This window comes from Heyndrickxia sporothermodurans (genome assembly GCF_003055045.1).
Classification (GTDB): domain Bacteria; phylum Bacillota; class Bacilli; order Bacillales; family Bacillaceae_C; genus Heyndrickxia; species Heyndrickxia sporothermodurans.
Map to the genome: position 1 here is coordinate 198,014 of NZ_NAZB01000021.1, position 19,933 is coordinate 217,946.

General features: G+C 37.2%; 18 protein-coding genes and 1 pseudogene. 1 reads left to right on the plus strand and 18 read right to left on the minus strand.

Annotation, left to right across the window (positions count from 1 at the left end; genetic code table 11):
• Positions 1-7: 7 nt before the first annotated feature.
• The 14 genes and pseudogenes from paaC to hpaI all read right to left on the minus strand — a co-directional run bounded on the left by paaC (position 8) and on the right by hpaI (position 13,979).
• On the minus strand, positions 8-850 hold the full coding sequence (gene paaC, locus B5V89_RS10885; RefSeq protein WP_108071947.1) for a 1,2-phenylacetyl-CoA epoxidase subunit PaaC: 843 nt from the start codon (positions 848-850) through the stop codon (positions 8-10).
• Positions 792-1,166 carry a 1,2-phenylacetyl-CoA epoxidase subunit PaaB gene (gene paaB, locus B5V89_RS10890; protein ID WP_066227588.1) on the minus strand — a complete coding sequence of 125 codons (375 nt, stop codon included), beginning with the start codon at positions 1,164-1,166 and terminating at the stop codon, positions 792-794. Before paaB ends, paaC begins: the two co-directional genes overlap by 59 nt.
• 29 nt (positions 1,167-1,195) lie before the next feature.
• Positions 1,196-2,143 (minus strand): 1,2-phenylacetyl-CoA epoxidase subunit PaaA, encoded by a 948-nt coding sequence (gene paaA / locus B5V89_RS10895; protein ID WP_108071980.1) that lies wholly within the window; start codon positions 2,141-2,143, stop codon positions 1,196-1,198.
• A 247-nt stretch (positions 2,144-2,390) separates the two neighbouring features.
• Positions 2,391-3,704 carry a phenylacetate--CoA ligase family protein gene (locus B5V89_RS10900; protein ID WP_107920844.1) on the minus strand — a complete coding sequence of 438 codons (1,314 nt, stop codon included), beginning with the start codon at positions 3,702-3,704 and terminating at the stop codon, positions 2,391-2,393.
• A 483-nt stretch (positions 3,705-4,187) separates the two neighbouring features.
• Positions 4,188-5,564: pseudogene (locus tag B5V89_RS10905) on the minus strand (peptide MFS transporter); the annotation flags it as partial.
• 261 nt (positions 5,565-5,825) lie between these two features.
• Complete coding sequence (locus B5V89_RS10910) at positions 5,826-6,392, minus strand: hypothetical protein (protein WP_066227580.1); 567 nt, start codon at positions 6,390-6,392, stop codon at positions 5,826-5,828.
• A gap of 112 nt (positions 6,393-6,504) precedes the next feature.
• Positions 6,505-6,966, minus strand: coding sequence for a flavin reductase family protein (locus tag B5V89_RS10915; protein WP_066227577.1), 462 nt, complete (start codon positions 6,964-6,966; stop codon positions 6,505-6,507).
• A gap of 135 nt (positions 6,967-7,101) precedes the next feature.
• Complete coding sequence (locus B5V89_RS10920; RefSeq protein WP_066235270.1) at positions 7,102-7,506, minus strand: 5-carboxymethyl-2-hydroxymuconate Delta-isomerase; 405 nt, start codon at positions 7,504-7,506, stop codon at positions 7,102-7,104.
• On the minus strand, positions 7,506-8,258 hold the full coding sequence (locus B5V89_RS10925) for a fumarylacetoacetate hydrolase family protein (protein ID WP_066235268.1): 753 nt from the start codon (positions 8,256-8,258) through the stop codon (positions 7,506-7,508). The genes B5V89_RS10920 and B5V89_RS10925 overlap by 1 nt, the downstream gene beginning before the upstream one ends.
• Positions 8,255-9,049 (minus strand): fumarylacetoacetate hydrolase family protein, encoded by a 795-nt coding sequence (locus B5V89_RS10930; RefSeq protein ID WP_107921336.1) that lies wholly within the window; start codon positions 9,047-9,049, stop codon positions 8,255-8,257. Before B5V89_RS10930 ends, B5V89_RS10925 begins: the two co-directional genes overlap by 4 nt.
• Before the next feature lie 34 nt (positions 9,050-9,083).
• Positions 9,084-10,067, minus strand: a complete 984-nt coding sequence (gene hpaD, locus B5V89_RS10935; protein WP_108071951.1) for a 3,4-dihydroxyphenylacetate 2,3-dioxygenase — start codon at positions 10,065-10,067, stop codon at positions 9,084-9,086.
• 17 nt (positions 10,068-10,084) lie between these two features.
• Positions 10,085-11,560: a 4-hydroxyphenylacetate 3-monooxygenase, oxygenase component gene (gene hpaB, locus B5V89_RS10940; protein WP_108071953.1), complete on the minus strand. Its 1,476-nt coding sequence runs from the start codon at positions 11,558-11,560 to the stop codon at positions 10,085-10,087.
• A gap of 3 nt (positions 11,561-11,563) precedes the next feature.
• Positions 11,564-13,045: a 5-carboxymethyl-2-hydroxymuconate semialdehyde dehydrogenase gene (hpaE, locus tag B5V89_RS10945; protein ID WP_107921333.1), complete on the minus strand. Its 1,482-nt coding sequence runs from the start codon at positions 13,043-13,045 to the stop codon at positions 11,564-11,566.
• Positions 13,046-13,055: 10 nt separating this feature from the next.
• Positions 13,056-13,979 carry a 2,4-dihydroxyhept-2-ene-1,7-dioic acid aldolase gene (hpaI, locus tag B5V89_RS10950; protein WP_107921339.1) on the minus strand — a complete coding sequence of 308 codons (924 nt, stop codon included), beginning with the start codon at positions 13,977-13,979 and terminating at the stop codon, positions 13,056-13,058.
• 140 nt (positions 13,980-14,119) lie between these two features.
• Here hpaI and B5V89_RS10955 point away from each other — a divergent pair, with 140 nt between their 5' ends.
• On the plus strand, positions 14,120-15,019 hold the full coding sequence (locus tag B5V89_RS10955; RefSeq protein ID WP_108071955.1) for a LysR family transcriptional regulator: 900 nt from the start codon (positions 14,120-14,122) through the stop codon (positions 15,017-15,019).
• A 57-nt stretch (positions 15,020-15,076) separates the two neighbouring features.
• Here the strand turns inward: B5V89_RS10955 and B5V89_RS10960 are convergent, their stop codons facing one another.
• The 4 genes from B5V89_RS10960 to B5V89_RS10975 all read right to left on the minus strand — a co-directional run bounded on the left by B5V89_RS10960 (position 15,077) and on the right by B5V89_RS10975 (position 19,430).
• Positions 15,077-15,652: a transporter gene (locus tag B5V89_RS10960; protein ID WP_342352534.1), complete on the minus strand. Its 576-nt coding sequence runs from the start codon at positions 15,650-15,652 to the stop codon at positions 15,077-15,079.
• Positions 15,653-15,737: 85 nt separating this feature from the next.
• A complete protein-coding gene (locus B5V89_RS10965) occupies positions 15,738-16,427 on the minus strand; it encodes a response regulator transcription factor (protein WP_108071957.1) in 690 nt (229 codons plus the stop codon).
• A gap of 90 nt (positions 16,428-16,517) precedes the next feature.
• Positions 16,518-17,411: a polysaccharide deacetylase family protein gene (locus tag B5V89_RS10970; RefSeq protein WP_108071959.1), complete on the minus strand. Its 894-nt coding sequence runs from the start codon at positions 17,409-17,411 to the stop codon at positions 16,518-16,520.
• 177 nt (positions 17,412-17,588) lie between these two features.
• Positions 17,589-19,430: a PAS domain S-box protein gene (locus tag B5V89_RS10975; protein WP_108071961.1), complete on the minus strand. Its 1,842-nt coding sequence runs from the start codon at positions 19,428-19,430 to the stop codon at positions 17,589-17,591.
• Positions 19,431-19,933 lie beyond the last annotated feature (503 nt).

Here is a 19,933-nt window from a genome sequence, read left to right on the forward strand (position 1 = left end):
CTTCTTTTTACCAAGTTGCTTGCGGATCCAAGGCGTACACTTCACTTAGTGTTGTTAATGCATCTTGCAGGTCTTCGGTATGGAACCCTTCCCTTCCATTTCCTTTTTTCATTTGTGGTTCACCGGGATATGGCATCGAAATATCTTCAAAAACCTTCTTCATTTCTGTTTCCCATCGCTTTTTAAATATATGCTCTGCTTCAATCAATCCGTAATCAGACATTAATTTGCCATTTGGACCGTAGGATAGTACTCCCGCAAATTCATCCCATACTTTTTGAATTGCCGCTCGCATTCTCGTTTTTCCTTCCCCATTACTTAAACACAACTGATTAAACCAAACTTTCCAATGCATAATATGATAATATTGTTCCATTTTCATTTTCATCGCAGCATGTGCTAACGGTTCAAAGGATGAATGTTTTAACGATTCAAGTTTTAATTTTTTATAAATATCATAGAAATAATGGCGGACAACGGTGAAGGCCCAATCATATTTTGGTTGATTTAAATAGGTTCCTGTACCATTGGCCATTTCTAGTAAAATAGCATTTTTCCGAGTATCGGCTTTACGTTCATGGGCTAGTTCATCAGCAGTCCCTTCATCGAGGGATTCCAGTAGTTCATAATACATGACGGCGTGCCCCATCGTAGCCTGATTTATCGATGCATAGGCAATATCTTCTTCAATATGGGGAGCTAAACCGAGCCATTCTGAACCACGATAGGCTAGGATGAAATCATCATCTGCTAATTGATACAATAATTCGATTAGCACTTCTTTATATTCTTTATTTGCGATCTGTTGTTCCACGCTGCACCCCTCCCCATGACATGATTTCCTTTTCATCTAACACTTGTTGCTCATATTGGCGCCATTTCTTTTTCAAATAGCCGTATCCTTTTGTTAGGCGGTAATCTTTATTATCTAAGCGTGAAATAGACGCCCTTTCTTCAGGCTGTAATTTCCGGATATCGGAACGTTTCACTACCCAAATATCGACGACAGGTTCCCGCCTCATAAAATTTTCCTGAGCCATGACAAATGCCATTTCCTGATTTGGTGCGAGTAAACTAAATTGATGCTGCATATCAGATTTGAACGTTCGTCGGCTGAAAACCTCATAGACTTCATAAAAATTATTGGAATTAGATTGTTTTTCCAATACGACCACTCCTTTTGGATCCAGTTACTTTATCCTAATGCTTCACGTACCCAGCGGTTATTTTCATAGGCTGTTATACGCAGCTGAAGTCTTGACTTCGATTTAGGACCGTTATTTGAAATAATTTTTTTAAATTCATTCCAATCAGGCTGTCGGTATATCCATTCTCCCGCCTCTTGATCAAAATGCATCGTTTCGTCTGGAAGCTTCAAACCCAATGCAAGTACTCTTGGTACATATTTTGTAAAAAAGTCTTGGCGTAATTGTTCATTTGTTTTCGTTCTTATTTTGTATTTAATCGTTAAGTCTTGTTTTGATGAACCGGTTGTTTGTGCAGTTGCTGGTCCGAAGAACATTAAAAGAGAATCCCACCAGCGATTTAAGGAATCTTGCAGCATTTGTCGCTGCATATCGGTTCCTTCCGCTAGTGCCATAATAATTGATTCACCGTGTTGTGCATGGAAAACTTCTTCTGCACAAATTCTTTGGAGTGCGCGTGCATAAGGGCCGTAAGAAGCTTGTAACATATTCGTTTGTGTCATGATCGCAGCACCGTCGACAAGCCAGGCAATCATTCCAGCATCCGCCCATGTTGGGGCTTCCATATGGAAAACATTGTGAAACTTTAATTTTCCTGTAAATAAATCATCCATGATATCTTCCCGTGTTTTACCAAGTGGCTCAAGTAAGTCTTCAACGACGCGTAGGAGAAGTTGCCCGTGCCCCATTTCATCTTGTACTTTTGCCATAATGCCGAGTTTTTTGCGTAATGATGGTGCTTTAGGGACCCATTCTTTTTCGGGTAAAGCACCCATGATTTCGCTAATTCCATGCATGGAAATTAATTTAATTAGGACCATGCGGTAATCATCTGGCATCCAGTCATTGGCTTCGATTTTCTCGCCGTTATTGATTCTTTCCATAAATTGCTGATGTTTCTCTTCTTCTGTTAATTGATGGGTATCAACGAAGTTCATAATTATCTCCTTTCGTAAGGGTGTTCGTTGTGTTCCGGTATAACATAGACCGTTCCTTTCCGCTGCAGGAGTTTGCTTTCCGCGGGGAGGAAGTCGAGCCTCCTCGACGCTTCGCGTCTGTGGGGTCTCGACTTTTCCTCTATATCCCGCAGGAGTCAAACTCCTTCCGCTCCAATCCACTCTGCGTTCTGGAAAAAAGCTAAATTCTAAAAGATTATTTCCTTGGCTGTTTTGTGCTTAAATCTTGCTATTGTTTAGCTTTGTTGTATCTTTGATCAATAATTCTGACTGCCTTCCCCTCCGATCTTGGAAATGCTTTTGGTGGGTGTATTGTGATTTTCATTGAGATTAAACAGTTTGATTTCATTTTTTCGTAAATTTCTTTTTGCAGTGTTTTTATTTTTGGGTGTTGTAGATTCTGTGATGTTTGTTGAAAAAGTTCTTCGGTTATTTCTACGTGAAGTTCAATTTCGTCTAGTGAGGATTTTCTAAGAAGATGTACTTGATAATGTGGTGCGATATCTTTCATTTGAATGAGATGATGTTCGATATCCGAAGGAAACACATTGATTCCTCGTATTATGATCATGTCATCAATTCGTCCTTTGATGCGGGACATTCTCGCTGTTGTTCGACCACAAATGCATTTTTCAGTGGTGATCGATGCGATGTCTCCTGATCTGTATCGGATAATTGGAAACGCTTCCTTTTTTAAGCTTGTAAAAACCAATTCTCCTTCTTCCCCATTGGAAACAGGCTGCAATGTTTGTGGATCGATTACTTCAACTAAAAAATGATCTTCTGCGATATGTAGTCCGTTCTGTCCTTCATAACATTCTATCGCTACACCCGGTCCAATGACTTCGCTTAGTCCATATATGTCACATGCTTTAATATCAAATAAATCTTCTAGCTTGTTCCGCATTTCATCGGACCATGGTTCAGCTCCGAAAATGCCAATCCTTAATGATGTATCCCGAGGATTAAGGCCAAGCTCTATCATTTTTTCGCCAATATTTAATGCATAAGAAGGTGTAGAACAAAGAATGGTCGGCTTAAAATCTTGAATAATATTAATTTGTCTTTCCGTGTTGCCGCCGGATATCGGTATAACGGTTACACCTAATTTTTCTCCTCCATAATGAAGACCGAGGCCGCCTGTAAATAATCCATAGCCATATGCATTTTGCAAAATATCACCAGTATTTCCGCCTGCAATTGAGATTGCTCTTGCTACTATAGATGACCAATTTTCGATATCTTTTTTTGTGTAACCAACTACCGTCGGTTTGCCACTTGTTCCTGAAGAGGCGTGAATCCTAACTAATTCATTTTGCTTTGATGCAAAAAGACCAAATGGATAATGATCTCGAAGATCTTTTTTCGTTGTAAATGGGAGCTTTCGTATATCATCCAATTGCTGAATATCATGAGGAGTAAGTTGTAATTTGAGAAATTGTTGTTGATAAAATGGAACGTTCTGATAGACTCGATGAATCGTATTTTTCAAATCATGAAGCTGCTGATGTTGAATCAATGATCGATCTGCAGATTCAATCATAATTGCCCCCCTTACGATTACATTTCTAATAATTATATGACGTTATTTTTTCGTAGATACATAATTACGTCATATTAATTTCAGAATAACGCGCCTCTATTACATTGTCAATATCTATTTCTGAAAATTCAGCTTTATTGGAGTTAAAAAATAAGGATGCCCTTTATATGATTTACAACTGAAATTCTGATGTTTGATAAGTTGTTTATGATCCACAAATGATTTTGTATGATCCACTAATCATCGTTCATGCGGCACAAATTTTGTTTCATGATGCACAAACTAAATAAGGAAAACCAAATATTTCAAAAACCTAATAGAGCAGAACAGTTACCTATCAATAACAAAATGAGTATGAAACCTTTGTGATTTCATACTCGTTTTGTTTCTTTATTCAACCAATGATTAATTTGTACTTAATACACTGTCATTGATTTCTTCATTTTTCTCATCTTCTACTTTTTCTTTTGTTGAATCATCGCCTAACATTTTCACAAGTTTTCTGGAAATTGATAGTAGGATAAGTCCTAGAACGATGACTACTACTCCGATAACAGAAAAGACTTCAAAATATCCTAATTTTCCAGTGAAGGAACCTAGTTGTCCGGCAATAATATTAGCTACGAAAGAGCTTGCCATCCAAACAGCCATTAATAAAGATGCATACTTAATTGGTGCATACTTACTTACAAATGACAATCCTACTGGTGATAAGAACAATTCACCGACTGTATGGAACAGATACGTAAATACAATGAATAAAATATTTGCTTTTGTCGTAATATGGTGTTCATTACTACCTGTTTGCATAATAGCAAAAAGTAATACGATATATCCAATTCCTAATAGCATCATCCCAAAGGCCATTTTCGTCGGAACAGGAATATCTCCGCGTTTACTATTTGAAAGTTTTACCCATAGCAATGAAACAAGTGGCGCTAATAATACAATAAATAATGGGTTAACTGATTGGAACCAAGAAGTTGGTATTTCCCAACCGAAAATCGTACGATCAACGAACTTATCGGTATAAATACTTAAAGCTCCACCAGCTTGTTCGAATCCCGCCCAGAAAAAGATAACAAGAACTGTTAAAATAAAGATGACTTTCATTCTATTTTTTTCAACTTTAGTTAACTTTTGTTTTTCAACGGCACCACTAGTAGAAACTTGTGGTTTCCCAACCGGTTTTTTACCGATATCACCTAAGAAACGATTACCTAATGTGTTAAATAGGATTTGTCCAATAATCATCCCAATCGCTGAAGCAAGGAAACCATACTTATAACCATATTCAATGGCACCATGTGCATGAACAGCAAACCATTTATCTGTAATTAACCCGATAATTAACGGAGAGAAAAATGCGCCGACGTTGATTCCCATATAGAAAATCGTAAATGCCGCATCACGACGCTTATCTTTCGGGTCATACAGTTCACCAACAATCGTAGAAATATTCGGTTTAAAAAATCCGTTACCGATGATTAATAAGATTAGTCCAGTATAAACAGCTGCATAACTTTGATGTGCAAAAAGAACGATATTACCAATCGCCATGATAATACCACCAATTGTAACAGCAAGTCTTTGTCCCAAAAATCTATCAGACAACCAGCCACCAATTAATGGCGTAAAGTAAACTGCTCCTGTGAAGAAACCATATAACATAAGTGCAGTACTTTCGTTCATTCCTAATCCGCCATTAACCAATGATTTAGTTAAATAGAGTACTAGGATCGCTCTCATACCATAATAACTAAAACGCTCCCACATTTCTGTCATAAATAACAAGTATAATCCAGGCGGGTGCTTTTTTGATTGTTTGGATTCCAGTTGCTTGTTCATTGTTGCATCCATTCTTGTTCCCCCTAGTAGGTTAAATATTATTTCAGTATAATTATCATAATTTAAGAATAATTAAATCGTCAATAAAATATTTAGAAAAAACAAAATTATAAACTTTCTAAATTGGGTTTTTATTTAGAACAATGTTTATAAAACCCTTGAAATTTATAACTTCATATATATTTTCTAGTAGGAACAAACGGAACTTTATCCAACAATTACTATATTAATTTATTTTTAACGTAAGGAAAAGATATCATCTTTTTTATTTGCTTATTCCCTAAATTTATCCAGCAGACTGTCGTCTCTGTATTCGAATCTCCCAATTTTCCCTTTTTCTTTTGTAGAAAAAATAATGACTCCTTTTACATTTGCAACTTTTTCTTCATCTCCATTTTTCCGGTAACCGACATTTGCTATGAAGCTATAGCTATTTTTCTCACTTCGCTCAATCGTGACCCCCTTAAGATTTAACTTATATCCATTTTCGTGAGCATATGTTGGGTATTGAGTACCGAATGCAGCAATAAAGGAGTCAAGCTCAGATTCTGTAAAGTATGGTCCGTATATCTCCGCTACATATTTATCAAATTCCTTGTTTTCCTCTTTGTTATTGACAACAGTTTTATATTTAGGATTCCACATTAGGTCGATAAACTTCTCATCTGGACCAGAAAATTGGTGCTCAAGTACTTTATTAATTACTTCTTTATTTGTATCGGTATCGGCTGTTGTGTTTTCTGCTTCAGCCTTAGAGCAAGCAACTATAAAAAACGCTGACATCATAATCATTAGACTTAAAAATAATATGGATTTTATTTTTCTATTATTTTTTGACATTTCACCACTCCCCTTTTAAAGGTAATACGTTTATAAGACATTTAGGATTCAGATTAATACAATTTTTTCTCGTAAAAAAACCCTTGAGAAATCACTCTAAGGGTCTTAAAAATTACGAAGTTATACAATCATATTTTCCTCTATAGAAGGTTAACGGGTCGCCATCTTCAGTATGAATGTCCTTTACCTCACCGATAAATAGAGTATGATCCCCTGCTAAATGAGATTCATAAACATCACAAACAATATTTGCAATGGAACGAGGAAGAATCGGTACCCCTGCTATCCATTGAAACTGTATTTCTCTTTTTTCATTCAGCTGACCTGCGAAATATTGGGATTCTTCTTGTTGTTCCTTTGACAAAATATTTACGGTGAACTTACCGGATTCTTCGATATATTTTTTCATATTTGCATGATTGCCAATAGAAATTAAAATTAATTTCGGGTTAAGTGAGACTGACATAAATGCATTAGCGGTCATTCCATGGACTTTATCATTCGTTAAAGTTGTAATGACCGTAACGCCTGTAGCAAATTTCCCCATTACCGTTCGAAATAATCGATCATCCATTTAATCCCTCCTAATTAGAAATGCGCGGGGCGCCTTGTTCATCGACTTAGAGGACTTACGGGACCTTGACTTGTTTCTGAAGTCCTCTAGTCGATAGGGCGCTGGAGCTGGACAGAAATGTAATGTTATTTTCTTTTATTTGTTATCGGAGGCATTTGCTTTCTTATATCTGGTATGAATATTATTTAATTTATAAGTTCCTGCCTCGCTAAATTCATTTAATTCAAGTGATAATGCAAGATAACGATGTTGATATAAATGGGCAAAGTGATCCTTCATAACATTGAATATCTCGTTACACGTTGCTTGCTTTACCTTTTCCGACCGTCCGGCACCGATTTTCAAGCTTGCATGGACAAACGCATCATCATGACTGTCATCTGCAATACAGTAGTTATGGAGTTCAATCGCCCTTGAACGAATCCCACCAACAGGGAATATATTTTTTGAAATGAGTACGTCATTTATTTTTTTTAATAATTCTTGTATTCTTGCCTCTTCTTTAATATTATCAGTATATTCTATGATAAAATGTGGCATTATTCTCCCCCCACATCGCTTACAATCGCATTAACTAATCGCCCAATTCCTTCAATCTCCGTGATGACTTCATCCCCTACTTTTGTATCAACCGCGCCTTTAGGAGTTCCCGTTAAAATAATATCTCCTGCATTTAACGTCATAAAGCTACTTAAATATTCAATTAGAAATGGAATGTCAAAGACCATATCTTTCGTTGATCCCTCTTGTGTTAGTTGGCCGTTTACATAGGTTCGCAGTGTGAGATTCATTGGATTTTCGATATCTGCTGCATCAACGACCCACGGTCCGATCGGTGTGCACGTATCACGATTTTTAACCCGTAAATTGGGGCGATAATAGTTTTCTAAATAATCGCGGATCGCATAATCATTAGCAATTGTATATCCTTCAATATATTCATAGGCTTCGTCTTTTTTTACATGTCGTGCCTTTTTCCCAATGACAACTACTAACTCACATTCATAATGCATAAAAGTGGCATCTGAAGGACGCTTCGTCTGGCCTCGATGACCAAGTAGCGTATTCATCCCCTTTAAAAATACTAACGGCTCACTCGGTGCCTTAAAATCTAGTTCTGTTGCATGGTCTGCATAATTTAAGCCGAGGGCAAAAATCGTTTTCGGTGTAACTGGCGGCAGCCATTCAACTTCATGTTCTGAAACGATCTGCCCATCTGGTAGCTTAATTTTCCCCTCGTGTTCAACAACGCAATGAACGGCTCCCTTATAGACAATGCGGGCTCTTTTCAAATTGATACCCCCAATGCTGCATTCTTCTCATGAACTACGGTATTCTCCAAATTTCCGATCTGTTCAATTTCTATTCTAATTCGATCTCCAGCTTTCACTTTAGGTGGATTTTCGGGAATTCCTACTAATACGGTGTCCCCGGGATTTAGCGTCATAAACTCCGTAATATCTTGTAAAAGTTTCGATACAGGGCGAATCAAATTGGCTGTTGTATTTTCTTGACGCAGCACTTCGTTAACAAAAACTTTTATTGTTAGATTGTCGGGATTAATATGTGCACTTTTTTCTACAATCCAAGGACCGATTGGACAAAACCCATCTCGAGCTTTTTCGCTAATTGCCGGTCGATACACACTTTTATGCGGGATACTAATGTCGTTTACAATTGTATAGCCAGCTATATAATTAAATGCTTGATTCTCTTTTACCTTTGTAGCAGGTCGACTTATCACTATTCCTAAGGCTGCCCCTACTTCCAATTCTTGTATGTCTGATGGAATTGGGATAGGAGTGTCACAGCTAATCATCGTATTTACTGGTTTAATATATAAAATCGGAGCTTTCGGTGGTGATTGATAGGGTGCCTGATTCAATTTATCCCCCATTGCCTCAAGTGCACCTTTGTAATTTAATAATGTTCCACAGATCGTTCCGGAAATAGGGACGTCCCATGGTAGTTGATTCATCTTATAATTAGCACCTTGAAAGAGGATTTGATTACCTTTTTTATCGATGCTCGCTTCTTCTAGTATTGATTTCCCTTGAAGTTTAAACTTAATTTTTGTTTCCAACTCCACTCCCTCCTTTCTATCAAAATTAGTCTATCTAAATAATAATCGTCGGCTTTTTCTTTTCTAATTTCGGGTCGCCTGTCTCGACGGCCTGCCCCGTATGGATATCTAAAACGGTTGATGCTTCGTTAAACCAGCAATCTGGTGCTGCATGGCCCCAAAAGGTTTGGCGCATTGGATCGTCTAGATCCCATTTTACCGGTTTAAAGTCTGGATCACTTGTTAAGTAATCTCCGTTATACAACTCGATTCTGTGTCCGTCTGGATCTCGTAAATAAAGGAAGAAGGCGTTTGATAAGCCATGTCGTCCAGGTCCTCGCTCGATGCTTGAGCCATAACCTAATGATGCCAACACATCACAAGTATGAATCACACTCATCGGATCACTTAGCCAGAAACCGACATGGTGAAGTCGCGGTCCTACCCCATTCATAAATGCTACATCATGTACTGTCGGTTTACGATGAAGCCAAGCGGCCCATATTTTTTCATCATCGGCAGTTGTGTACTCGGAACAAGCAAATCCGAGTTCATTAATGTAAAAATTGTATGCTTTCTCGACATCGGTTACAGCACAGTTAAAATGATCGATACGCTGAACTTTTGCCCCTTTATACAAATCATAGCGCTGCAACAAACGATCTACGGGATCCATCGTTGCAAAAAACTCAAGAGGGAGTCCGGAAACATCCTGCACCCTTAACGTCCGCCCCATCGCCTTTTGCGAACCAGATTCCATCCACTTAATCCGATACCCTTTTTCTGTAAAAAACGCGGATAATGTATCCAAATCTGCTTCTGCAAAAACTTTATAGCTTATTGCTTCTACACTAGGTCGGTCACTTTTTTTCAGCACTAGGCTATGGTGGGTATGTTCTTCAAGACCACGCAAGTAAATATGTTTGTCATCACTTTCCGTCTCAATAAATCCAAGTGCATGAACATAGAAACGTCTTGATTCTTCTAGATTTGTCACGTTCAATACCGCTCTAGCCGCTCGAATGATATTAAAATTCACCATACTTCCCCCCGCTATTACACATTTAAAAAGCTGGATTTATCTGATTTAACTTGACCGAGAAAATCGCGAATGATTTCCTTATATGGCTCCTTTTCATATCCTTCAAAATAGGTCATTCCCATTCTAATCGGATCCCCGAAAAAGTAATATTCGTAATGCATTTGTCTACTTCCAAACGCACTCATTGTCATATCCCATGCCAATCGAAATAATTGCACGCGTTCATATCCTTCAAGATTTTTCCCCTGTAAACCCCGATCAATTAATGCACCAATATCTTCATTTTGGAAATCTGCTTGCGTAGGAATGCCCATCAATCCAGATGCCCCTAAGATTCTTAAAATTTCTACTAATCTTGGATAAACTCTTGGATACCAATTACGCGCAGCATCAAGTGCAGCATAATCAGGTGTCATCGTTCCCCATTTATCAAGCTTCGCATTATGCTCCGCCCTATACAAATGACTTCTCATTGTCTCAAGTGCTAACATAATTTCTGTTCCTTTGTCTTGAACATGCTGGAATTGATCAATTCCAATTGCATCCATTACGGAAAGAGCTAATCCGAGAAGAAATTCCGTTTTTACAATATTTTTGGCAACTACCTGATGGGCCATATGAACGACCGCATTCGTTTCACGGAAGGTACGATTACATATCGATGAATTTCCGCATACAAATACTCGGTTCCAAGGGACAAAAACATTTTCAAAGGAGACAATCGCATCCCCTTCTTCAAAACGAGAAGAAAGTGGATGATCCCATTGATTTTTTCCATAATCAAATGATTCTCGGCTAATAAATTTCAATCCGGGAGTATTATTCGGTATTGCAAATGCAAGTGAGTATGGATCATCTAACTCGCCGGCCTTTTTAACTGTTGAAGGAAAAACGAGAATTTCGTCTGTGATTCCACCTTGTGTGGCAAGAAGTCTAATTCCATCAACGATAATTCCATCTTTATTTTTCTCGACGAGATGAAGGGCCACATTAGCATCTTTTTGCTCATGCTGTGCTTTCGCGCGATTCACTTGAGGATGGATTAATGTATGGGTTAAACTAATATCGTTTTCTCGCGCATATTCATAATAGTTTTTCGCATTTTCAGCTAGGGACGGGTCCCCTTCGGAAAAGAAATCATAAGCAACTCCCATCGCCATAACTTCCGCATTCAGATAGTCAGGAGAACGTCCCATCATCCCGCCTGAAACTTTCGCCCATTCTGTCATCGCCATTCGTCTTGCTATTAAGTCATCGATCGTTTTCGGCTGTAAAAATGTCATTCCAACCTTCTCACCTGTAGTTGGTGATTTGTATAATAATTTGTCTTCCTTTTCGTATTGAAGATCATATAATTTCGCCATTGATTGAATGACATTTTTAAACGCCGCATGTTCTGTTACGTCATTTACTCTTTCTCCGTGTATATAAATATTGTTATTTGCTTTTTTTAATCTCTCAATATACTCTTTTCCTGTTTTTGCCGGCATCTATCATTTCTCCTTTTTTCCAAATTGCGGAATATGATGGGCACTTAAGGCAACATGGACCACTTGTGTTTCTGTATAAAAGTCAAATGCGTAATGTCCTCCTTCACGGCCCATTCCGCTATATTTACTGCCACCGAATGGAATACGAAGATCCCTCACATTTTGTGAATTAATCCAAACCATGCCTGAATCAACACCTTGAGCTACCCGATGCCCGCGTTTTATATCATTTGTCCATACGTAACCTGCTAGACCGTATTTCGTGTCATTTGCCAGGCGAATCACTTCTTTTTCATCCGTAAATTTCATTACTGCCATAACAGGACCAAATATTTCTTCTTGTGCCACTCGCATTTCATTCGTCACATTTAACAGCAATGTTGGTGGAACAAAATTTCCTTTTCCGAATTCTTTTGGAACTTCTCCACTATAGATTTCAGCCCCTTCATCTTTCGCTAGTTGGATATATTTTTTCACATTGTTAAAATGTTCGATATGAATAAGCGGTCCGACCTCTGTTTCATTATTAAGCGGATCACCGACAATAATCTTTGGTATTCGTTCTTTTAATGCATCAACAAATTGTTCATAAATTGATTCTTGAACAAATAATCTTGAATTTGCTGTGCAACGTTCACCGTTAAAAGAAAAGATCCCCCATGTACATGCATCAAGAGCTCGATCAAAATCAGCATCGTCAAAAACAATGATTGGTGATTTTCCCCCTAGTTCAGCGGATACTCTTTTTAGTGTATCTGCGCCATTTTTGATAATTTCCGAACCCGTTGTCGTTTCACCTGTAAAAGAAATTAATTGCACATTTGGGTGGGCGACAAGTGAGGCACCTGCTGTTTCTCCAAAACCGTGTACCACATTAAATACACCTTTTGGAAGTTCGGCTTTGTCAATAATTTCCGCTAATCGATTAGCTGTCACCGGAGACCATTCACCAGGCTTTAATACGACTGTATTTCCTGTCGCTAGAGCGGGAGCAATCTTCCATGTTTCAAGCATAAAAGGAGCATTCCATGGGGTAATTAATCCCGCTACACCAATCGGCTTGTGAATCGTATAGTTAATAAACTCATCATCGACCTGATATGCTTCACCGACTAAACGATTGGAAACCATTTCGGCATAGAAGCGAAAATTTTGTGCAGATCGAGCCACCATATTTTTCGTTTGGCTGATAGGCAGCCCTGTATCCATTGATTCCAAAGGAGCAATCTCTTCAATATGTTCATCAATTAAATCAGCAATTTTATAAATATATTTTAATCGTTCACTTACTTTCAATTGCCCCCATTCACCGTGGAATGCACGATGTGCCGCTTCTACGGCCACATGAATATCTGCGGCATCACCTTCAGCAATATAGTTGATTACTTCATTTGTAAATGGATTGATATTTTCAAATGTTTTGCCTGAAGCGGCGTCAATAAATTCACCATTTATATAAAGCTGAATATCTTTTAAATTGCTCATTTGTTTCCTCCTATCTTTTTGCTGCGATTTCATCTGGCAATACTACATGCTGCTGTAATACGTCACGAATTTCGTTTTGCAGTTCAGCAGTTGGCAGATCCATCGGCAAACGCAGGACTGGTTTAATTTTCCCCATCATTCCTAACGCGGCCTTTAATGGTGCAGGATTTGTATCTTTAAATAGGACATCATTTAACTCCATTAATTCAAAATGCAGATCTAACGCTTTTTGCGCATCACCGGCCACCCATGTATTATAGAGATCGGCTATTTTTCCAGGGACAACATTGGCTGTGGCACTAATATGTCCGGCTCCACCGATAGCAAGCATTGGATAACATAATAATTCAATTCCTGAGTAAAGCAGAAAATCTCTCCCACATTTAAGAAGGACACGATTCACATGTTCAAAATCTTTGTTGGATTCTTTCACTCCGATGATATTAGGGCAGTCCTCATGTAATCTTGCGAGCGTATCGACATGAAGATTGGTTGCTGTTCTTCCGGGGATGTTATAGACGATGATGGGGATATCAACTGAATCGGCGACAATTTTATAATGCTTATATAAAGCATGCTGTGAAGGCTTATTATAATAAGGGACAATGACAAGTGCAGCATCGGCACCCATTTCTTGTGCTTTTTTTGTCAAATAAAGTGTTTCCTGATGATTAGTTGATCCAGTTCCTGGTACGAAAGGAACTCTTCCATTGATTTTCTTAACGGCTGTTTCCATTACGCGAATCCGTTCCTCCACAGTAAGGGAACTTGGTTCACCGGTTGTACCTGTTACAGAAATGGCGTGTGTTCCACTACTAATATGCCAATCAATTAGATTTTCAAATGTTGCATAATCAATGGAATAATCTTCGTGGAATGGTGTGACGATTGGTGCAATTGACCCTCTCAGCTTTTGCTTTGCTTCCTCAAACATTTTCAAGTCTTTCACACTCCTTAAAAGTATGTATTTTTTGAAAACCCTTACATTTCGAATGTAGCATATGGTAAAGTATATTTAAAATATTTAAAATATTTGTTTTATATACTTTAAAAGTATGCATTAGGTGGGATGAAATGGATATACGGCAGTTGCAATATTTTTCAACGATCGTTGAGGAAGGCCAAATTACTCGTGCAGCAAAAAAACTCCATATGGCCCAGCCTCCATTAAGTCATCAATTAAAACTTTTAGAAGAGGAACTCGGGGTTAAATTAATCGAGAGAAGCGGGAAGAAATTAGAATTGACGAATGCTGGAAAGGTTTTATATAAAAAAGCGCAGAAATTAATCCATCAACTTGAAGAAACGATTATAGAAGTGAAAGAAACAGACGAGGGTTGTAGGGGAACTCTTTCATTAGGTGCATCCAAATCTTGCTTTTCATTCTTTTCAGAAAGACTTCCGGATTTTGTGAAAAAATATCCCCTTGTCTCCATCCAATTAAGGGAAGGCGATTCATTTGTCATAGGTGAACAGATAAAAAATAAGGAGATTGATATTGGTGTTACCCGTCTGCCAATGGATTTATCGGAGTTTTCCTATTTGCATTTATCAAAAGATCCCTACGTAGCCGTCCTTCATCATAAGTGGGTACGAGAGATGAACCTCTGTTCTTCAACAATAAGAATGGAGCAATTAAAGGGGATTCCGCTTTTGCTCCTTCATCGCATTAAAGGTTCCGGACAATATGAACTGGTAGTCGATGAATGCCGAAGACATGGATTTGAACCGAATACCATCTGTGAATGCCCGGATGTGACGATGATTTTATCCCTCGTTTCGAAAGGAATGGGAGCCACGATTATTCCAAAATACTCATTGCTTTCTTTCCAGACGTCGAATGTTCAAGTTCTTCAAATAGAAAATACAAATATCGTAGCGGAATCCGCACTTATATGGAGTAAAGACCGTTACTTGCCGAAAAGTGCGAAAAATTTCATTGAAATGTTTGAAGAAAGGGTTCAGTTAGATTAACAAAAAAAGACCATATTAGAATAGTAATATGATCTTAGTATAATTGTTTATAAACTTTTAGGAACAGTTAAACGAAACAATCCGATTGGTGTCCATCCCTTCATATCTCCATCGATTGTTAATCCATCTGTATCCGGCAACTGATGTTCTTCCGATAAAGGTTGGATAAAACCAAAATCTTTGGCCATTACGTAAACGCACTCTTGTGTATCGATGTAAACATCCTTTAAATGCACCCGGGTCTACCGCATAAACGGATGGACTAGACGAATGACTGCCGGATTGCGTCCCTTGTCCGGCTCCTGGTGGTGGACCTGGGGGATATCCTTGCCCCTGACCTTGTCCTGGTGGTGGGCCCGGTGGAAATCCTTGTCCTTGCCCCTGTCCCGGTGGTGGGCCCGGTGGAAATCCTTGTCCTTGTCCCTGCCCTGGCGGTGGACCCGAAGGAAATCCTTGCCCTTGTCCCGGCGGCGGACCAGTCGGATGCCATTGCCCTTGTCCCGTTGTGTTTCCAAACGGAAACCCTTGGTTATTGCCACTCCCTTGAAAAGGCTTTAACAATCCGCCTAAATGATTCATATTACCTAGATTTGGGAGAAGTTGTTGTCTATAATAGTCATTATCCCAATACATACCTAATTCTCCTTCCCATCTTTTTCCCTAGATAAAATATGTATCAAAGTAAAAATAGGTGCATGCCCTTATCTAAAATAGATAATCACCTTTTCCAAATATATCCGATTCCCCAATACGTCTTTAAAAATTGGGGATCTGATGGACAATCCTCAATTTTCTTTCTAATCCTGCGAATATTTACATCTACAATTTTCAAATCACCGACAAAAGATTGTCCCCAAACATGATCTAGTAATTGATCTCTGGAAATAGGCTGGTTCTCATTTTCCATTAAAAATTTTATTAATTCAAATTCGGTAGGGGTTAAATTAATGAGTTGATTATTTTTAGAAATCGTATTATTACTTTTGTCCAACGAAAAAGGAGGAATGGAGATGACATTTTGTTTAGGTACAGTTTCTATTGCTTTTATTCTTCTAAGTAAAGAACTGATTCTCGCCTCTAATTCTTTCATACTGAATGGCTTCGTTATATAATCATCTGCACCGGTATCAAGACCTATTACTTTATCATCTTCCTGTGCTTTCGCTGTTAGCATAATGATTCCAATTCGTTGATTCTTTTTTCGAATTTCTTTGCACACCTCAAACCCATCGATCCCGGGAAGCATGACATCTAGAAGTGCGATATCGATATCGGGATGTGCATGAAATATTTCTAACGCTTCTTCTCCAGTTTCTGCTTCATATACGGTTAAATTTGCCTTTTTTAAATTTAAACTAATAAAACTTCTAATCGACATTTCATCTTCTAACAAAAGAATCGAGGACATCCAATAAACCTCCTTTTCAATTCATTCTATTGTTATTATAAAATAATAAGAAAACCCCCACAAACATGGAGGCATTGTACAATGATTGTTTTAAAACTGAATTGGTATAATGTTTTGCTTAATTTTTTTAAATGTATATCCATTCTTTTTAAAATAATTTAATAGTTTTGGAAGACTGTTAATCGTTTCTGCCCGATCATGGAGTAAAATGACTGGGGTTATGTTTTTGCTTTCTAAATTTTCGACTTGTTGAATAACCTCGTTTATATAACGACCATTCTTAAATTTCCAGTCCATACTATCCACATTCCAGTCCCACAATATAAATCCTGCGTTATCTACCGCCGCTTTATATTTTGGCGTCATATATGGATAGCTCCCATATGGAGTTCTTATTAGTCTAGTAGACTTACCAGTTATTTCTTTGAGTGTATGATTGGCTGTATCCATTTCATTTACAACTGAATGACTTGATGCATAAATTTTCTTCGCATCATGGGTGACTCCATGAAGTCCAATGGAAAATCCCCGTTTTACCGCATCCTTTGCCTCTTTTGAAAATCTTTTTATATTAGGCTCTAACCAAAAGAATGTAGCATCTGCCTTATATTTTTCCAATGTATTCATTAAATCTTCTATTCTATTAGAAGGACCGTCATCAAATGTTAAGTAAATTACTTTTTCCTCGGAAGGTTTTACAATTGGAATAGAAGGCTTTTTATATATTTTGGACGATGTTTTTTCTTTTTTTTCAGAAGTTTGATGTTTTTCTACGCTTTTTTTATCCTTTGATGTTCCAGTATTTTTTTCTTCATGGCTTTTTTTCGTTTTATTGACGTTTTCTTTCGCCATCGCTGCAACAACAGCCGTTTGTTCTGTAAGTTGTTTTTTATGAAATTGAAACCCTACCGTAATAGAGGCAATGATTACAATTAAACTAAATAATGTAATTTTTCCTCTTCTATTAAGCCTCCGCATTTTCATTTGTCCGCCCTACCACCTAAAATGATTAATATAATTTAAGTATAAGACATATTTCCTACAAAGGGTGACAAAGAAGTTACAATTTGATAATTTACTTTTTAACCGAGATATGATCTGTATTAATCAGGTTGAGAAATTTATACCATTATTATTCGAAATTAATAACAATTAAGGCTCTTATTGTTTATTATCTATAGGTAATATTACTTCAATCATTGTGCCCTTCTTATCACTCCAAAAATGAACGGTTCCATTATGGTTTTCAATGATTTGCTTTGAAATCATGATCCCCAATCCTGTTCCATTTTCTTTAGTTGTAAAAAATGGTTCACCTATTCGTTTAAAAATAGACTGTGGAATACCAATACCTGTATCTTTAAAGAATATCTTCAACTTATTCTCACCTAGTTTTTTCATTTCAATCGTAACAAGTCCGCCTTCTGGCATAGCTTCAATTGCGTTTTTCAAGAAATTAATGAACACTTGTTTTAGCTGATTTCTATCACATCTCACTACTAGATCTTGATATTCATTAACAATATAGATTTGGACATTATTAATTATTGCCTGTGTGTCAATTAACGTTTTGACCTCCTCAATTAAAGAATTTAAATTTTCTCGTTCAAATTTTAAATCTTGAGGTTTTGCAAGAATCAACAGTTCACTAAGAATAAGTTCGATTCTGTCCATTTCTGACTGTATGATGCTGAAATAAGTTTTGTTATTTATTTGTGCTTCCATTAGTTGGAGAAATCCTTTTATAGCCGTCAATGGGTTACGAACTTCGTGTGCAATCCCAGCAGCAAGCTGTCCGGCAATCGTTAGCTTTTCCGAGTTGTGTAAAAGTTCTTGAGTTTTTTTACGTTCGGTAATATCTCGAATGATCACATGGATTGCCGGTTCATTTTGAAAGAATGTCGGAATACTTTTTATTTCGGCTGTAAAAGTCGATCCATCCATTCGGATAATTTCGTACTCCGAAAAATTCGTTGTTTCCCCTTTAGAAATCAACATCATTCTTTCTTTTGCTTTCGTATGATAGCCTGTAGGAATAAAATCCAGTATTGATTTTTGAATTACATCCTTTGCATGGTTAGCTTTTAATAAATTTATTCCCATTTCGTTAATAAAAAGAATTTTATCATTTTTCGCCATTACTATTGCATCCGGGGATTTTTCGACTATATCCCGATATGCCTTTCTCCAAGTGCATAGCTCTTCTTCAGCCTTCACATGCTCAGTAATATCCCGAATGACACTCACTACTTCCGAAATGTTTTGTGTATCACGGTCCATGACTGGTTTACAAATTGACTCTACCCAGGCATAACTGCCATCCTTTCTTAGAAAACGATAAGTTCCCCTATTGCACTCAAGGTTTGTTATTAATTTTTCGCGATCGCAAAAAGCTTTTTCCTTATCATCCTTATGTATCAAAATCGAAAGATGTTTTCCCACTAATTCATCAGATTGATATCCGAGTATAGTTTGACAAGAAGGGGATATGTAAAAAATGTTTCCCATTATATTGGTCGTTAACATGATATCCATCACATTTTCTGACATTACTCTATGGAAATCTTCAATCTTTCTGATCTCTTCCTTTTTTTTATTTAAATGTGTGATGTCTTTTGCAATCATTTGTATTCCAACAATTTGTCCTTCAACGGCTATGGGGATATTCATAACATTTAAATCTGTAATCTCACCGAATTTATTTTTTATTTTACAATCAAAATGATGATATTGCCCAAGTACTGATTTATAGAAGTAATTCAAATAATTATCCAAATCTTCCATTTGAATAAGAGATTGAAAGGTTATTTTTTTTAACTCTTCATTTGTATAACCTGTTAATCGTTCGAAAGATGAATTCATTTCCACAGAAAGACCGCTTAAATCTAATATTAAAATAGCGTCAACGTTTGATGTAAATAATTTTTCCTTTCTGAAATCATTTACATATTTCTCTAATACATTCCTCTTTTTACTTTTCATTACTTCTACGGGACTGTTCATCTCTCTACCAGTTCCTTTCCTTTTTTATGTATAAATAAAAGCCAAGATAGGAACTGCCCCACCTTGGCTTACATGCTTTGAGGATTCTTATCTTAAATAATCTTTTTTAAAAGAAAAGTATAAATTTTCATGTCAACAGTCTTACAAAGTATCGTGCAATTTCCAGATCGAGGGGGGGCTGATCAAGGCGTTTCCGCTTTTCTTACTTGTAACCAATATTATCATAAAATAGTACCTGCTCTTTATTTCTTTTTGCATTGCTGAACTTTTCTCCTATATTGAAATAATATCATGAATTCCTAGATATCTCCTTGGTTTAACGTTTCATATATTATGGGTACTCTTCACAATACGACTTAGGTAAGGGGGGCATAAAGATGTGTTGAACAATTATCGGTATTTTACTTGCTAAAAAAACCAACTGTTCTATTCTAATTAGTACAGTTGGTTTCGTTGATCTTATTTAATAGCCTAATTATTTTTATTTGCTAATTTAGCATGAT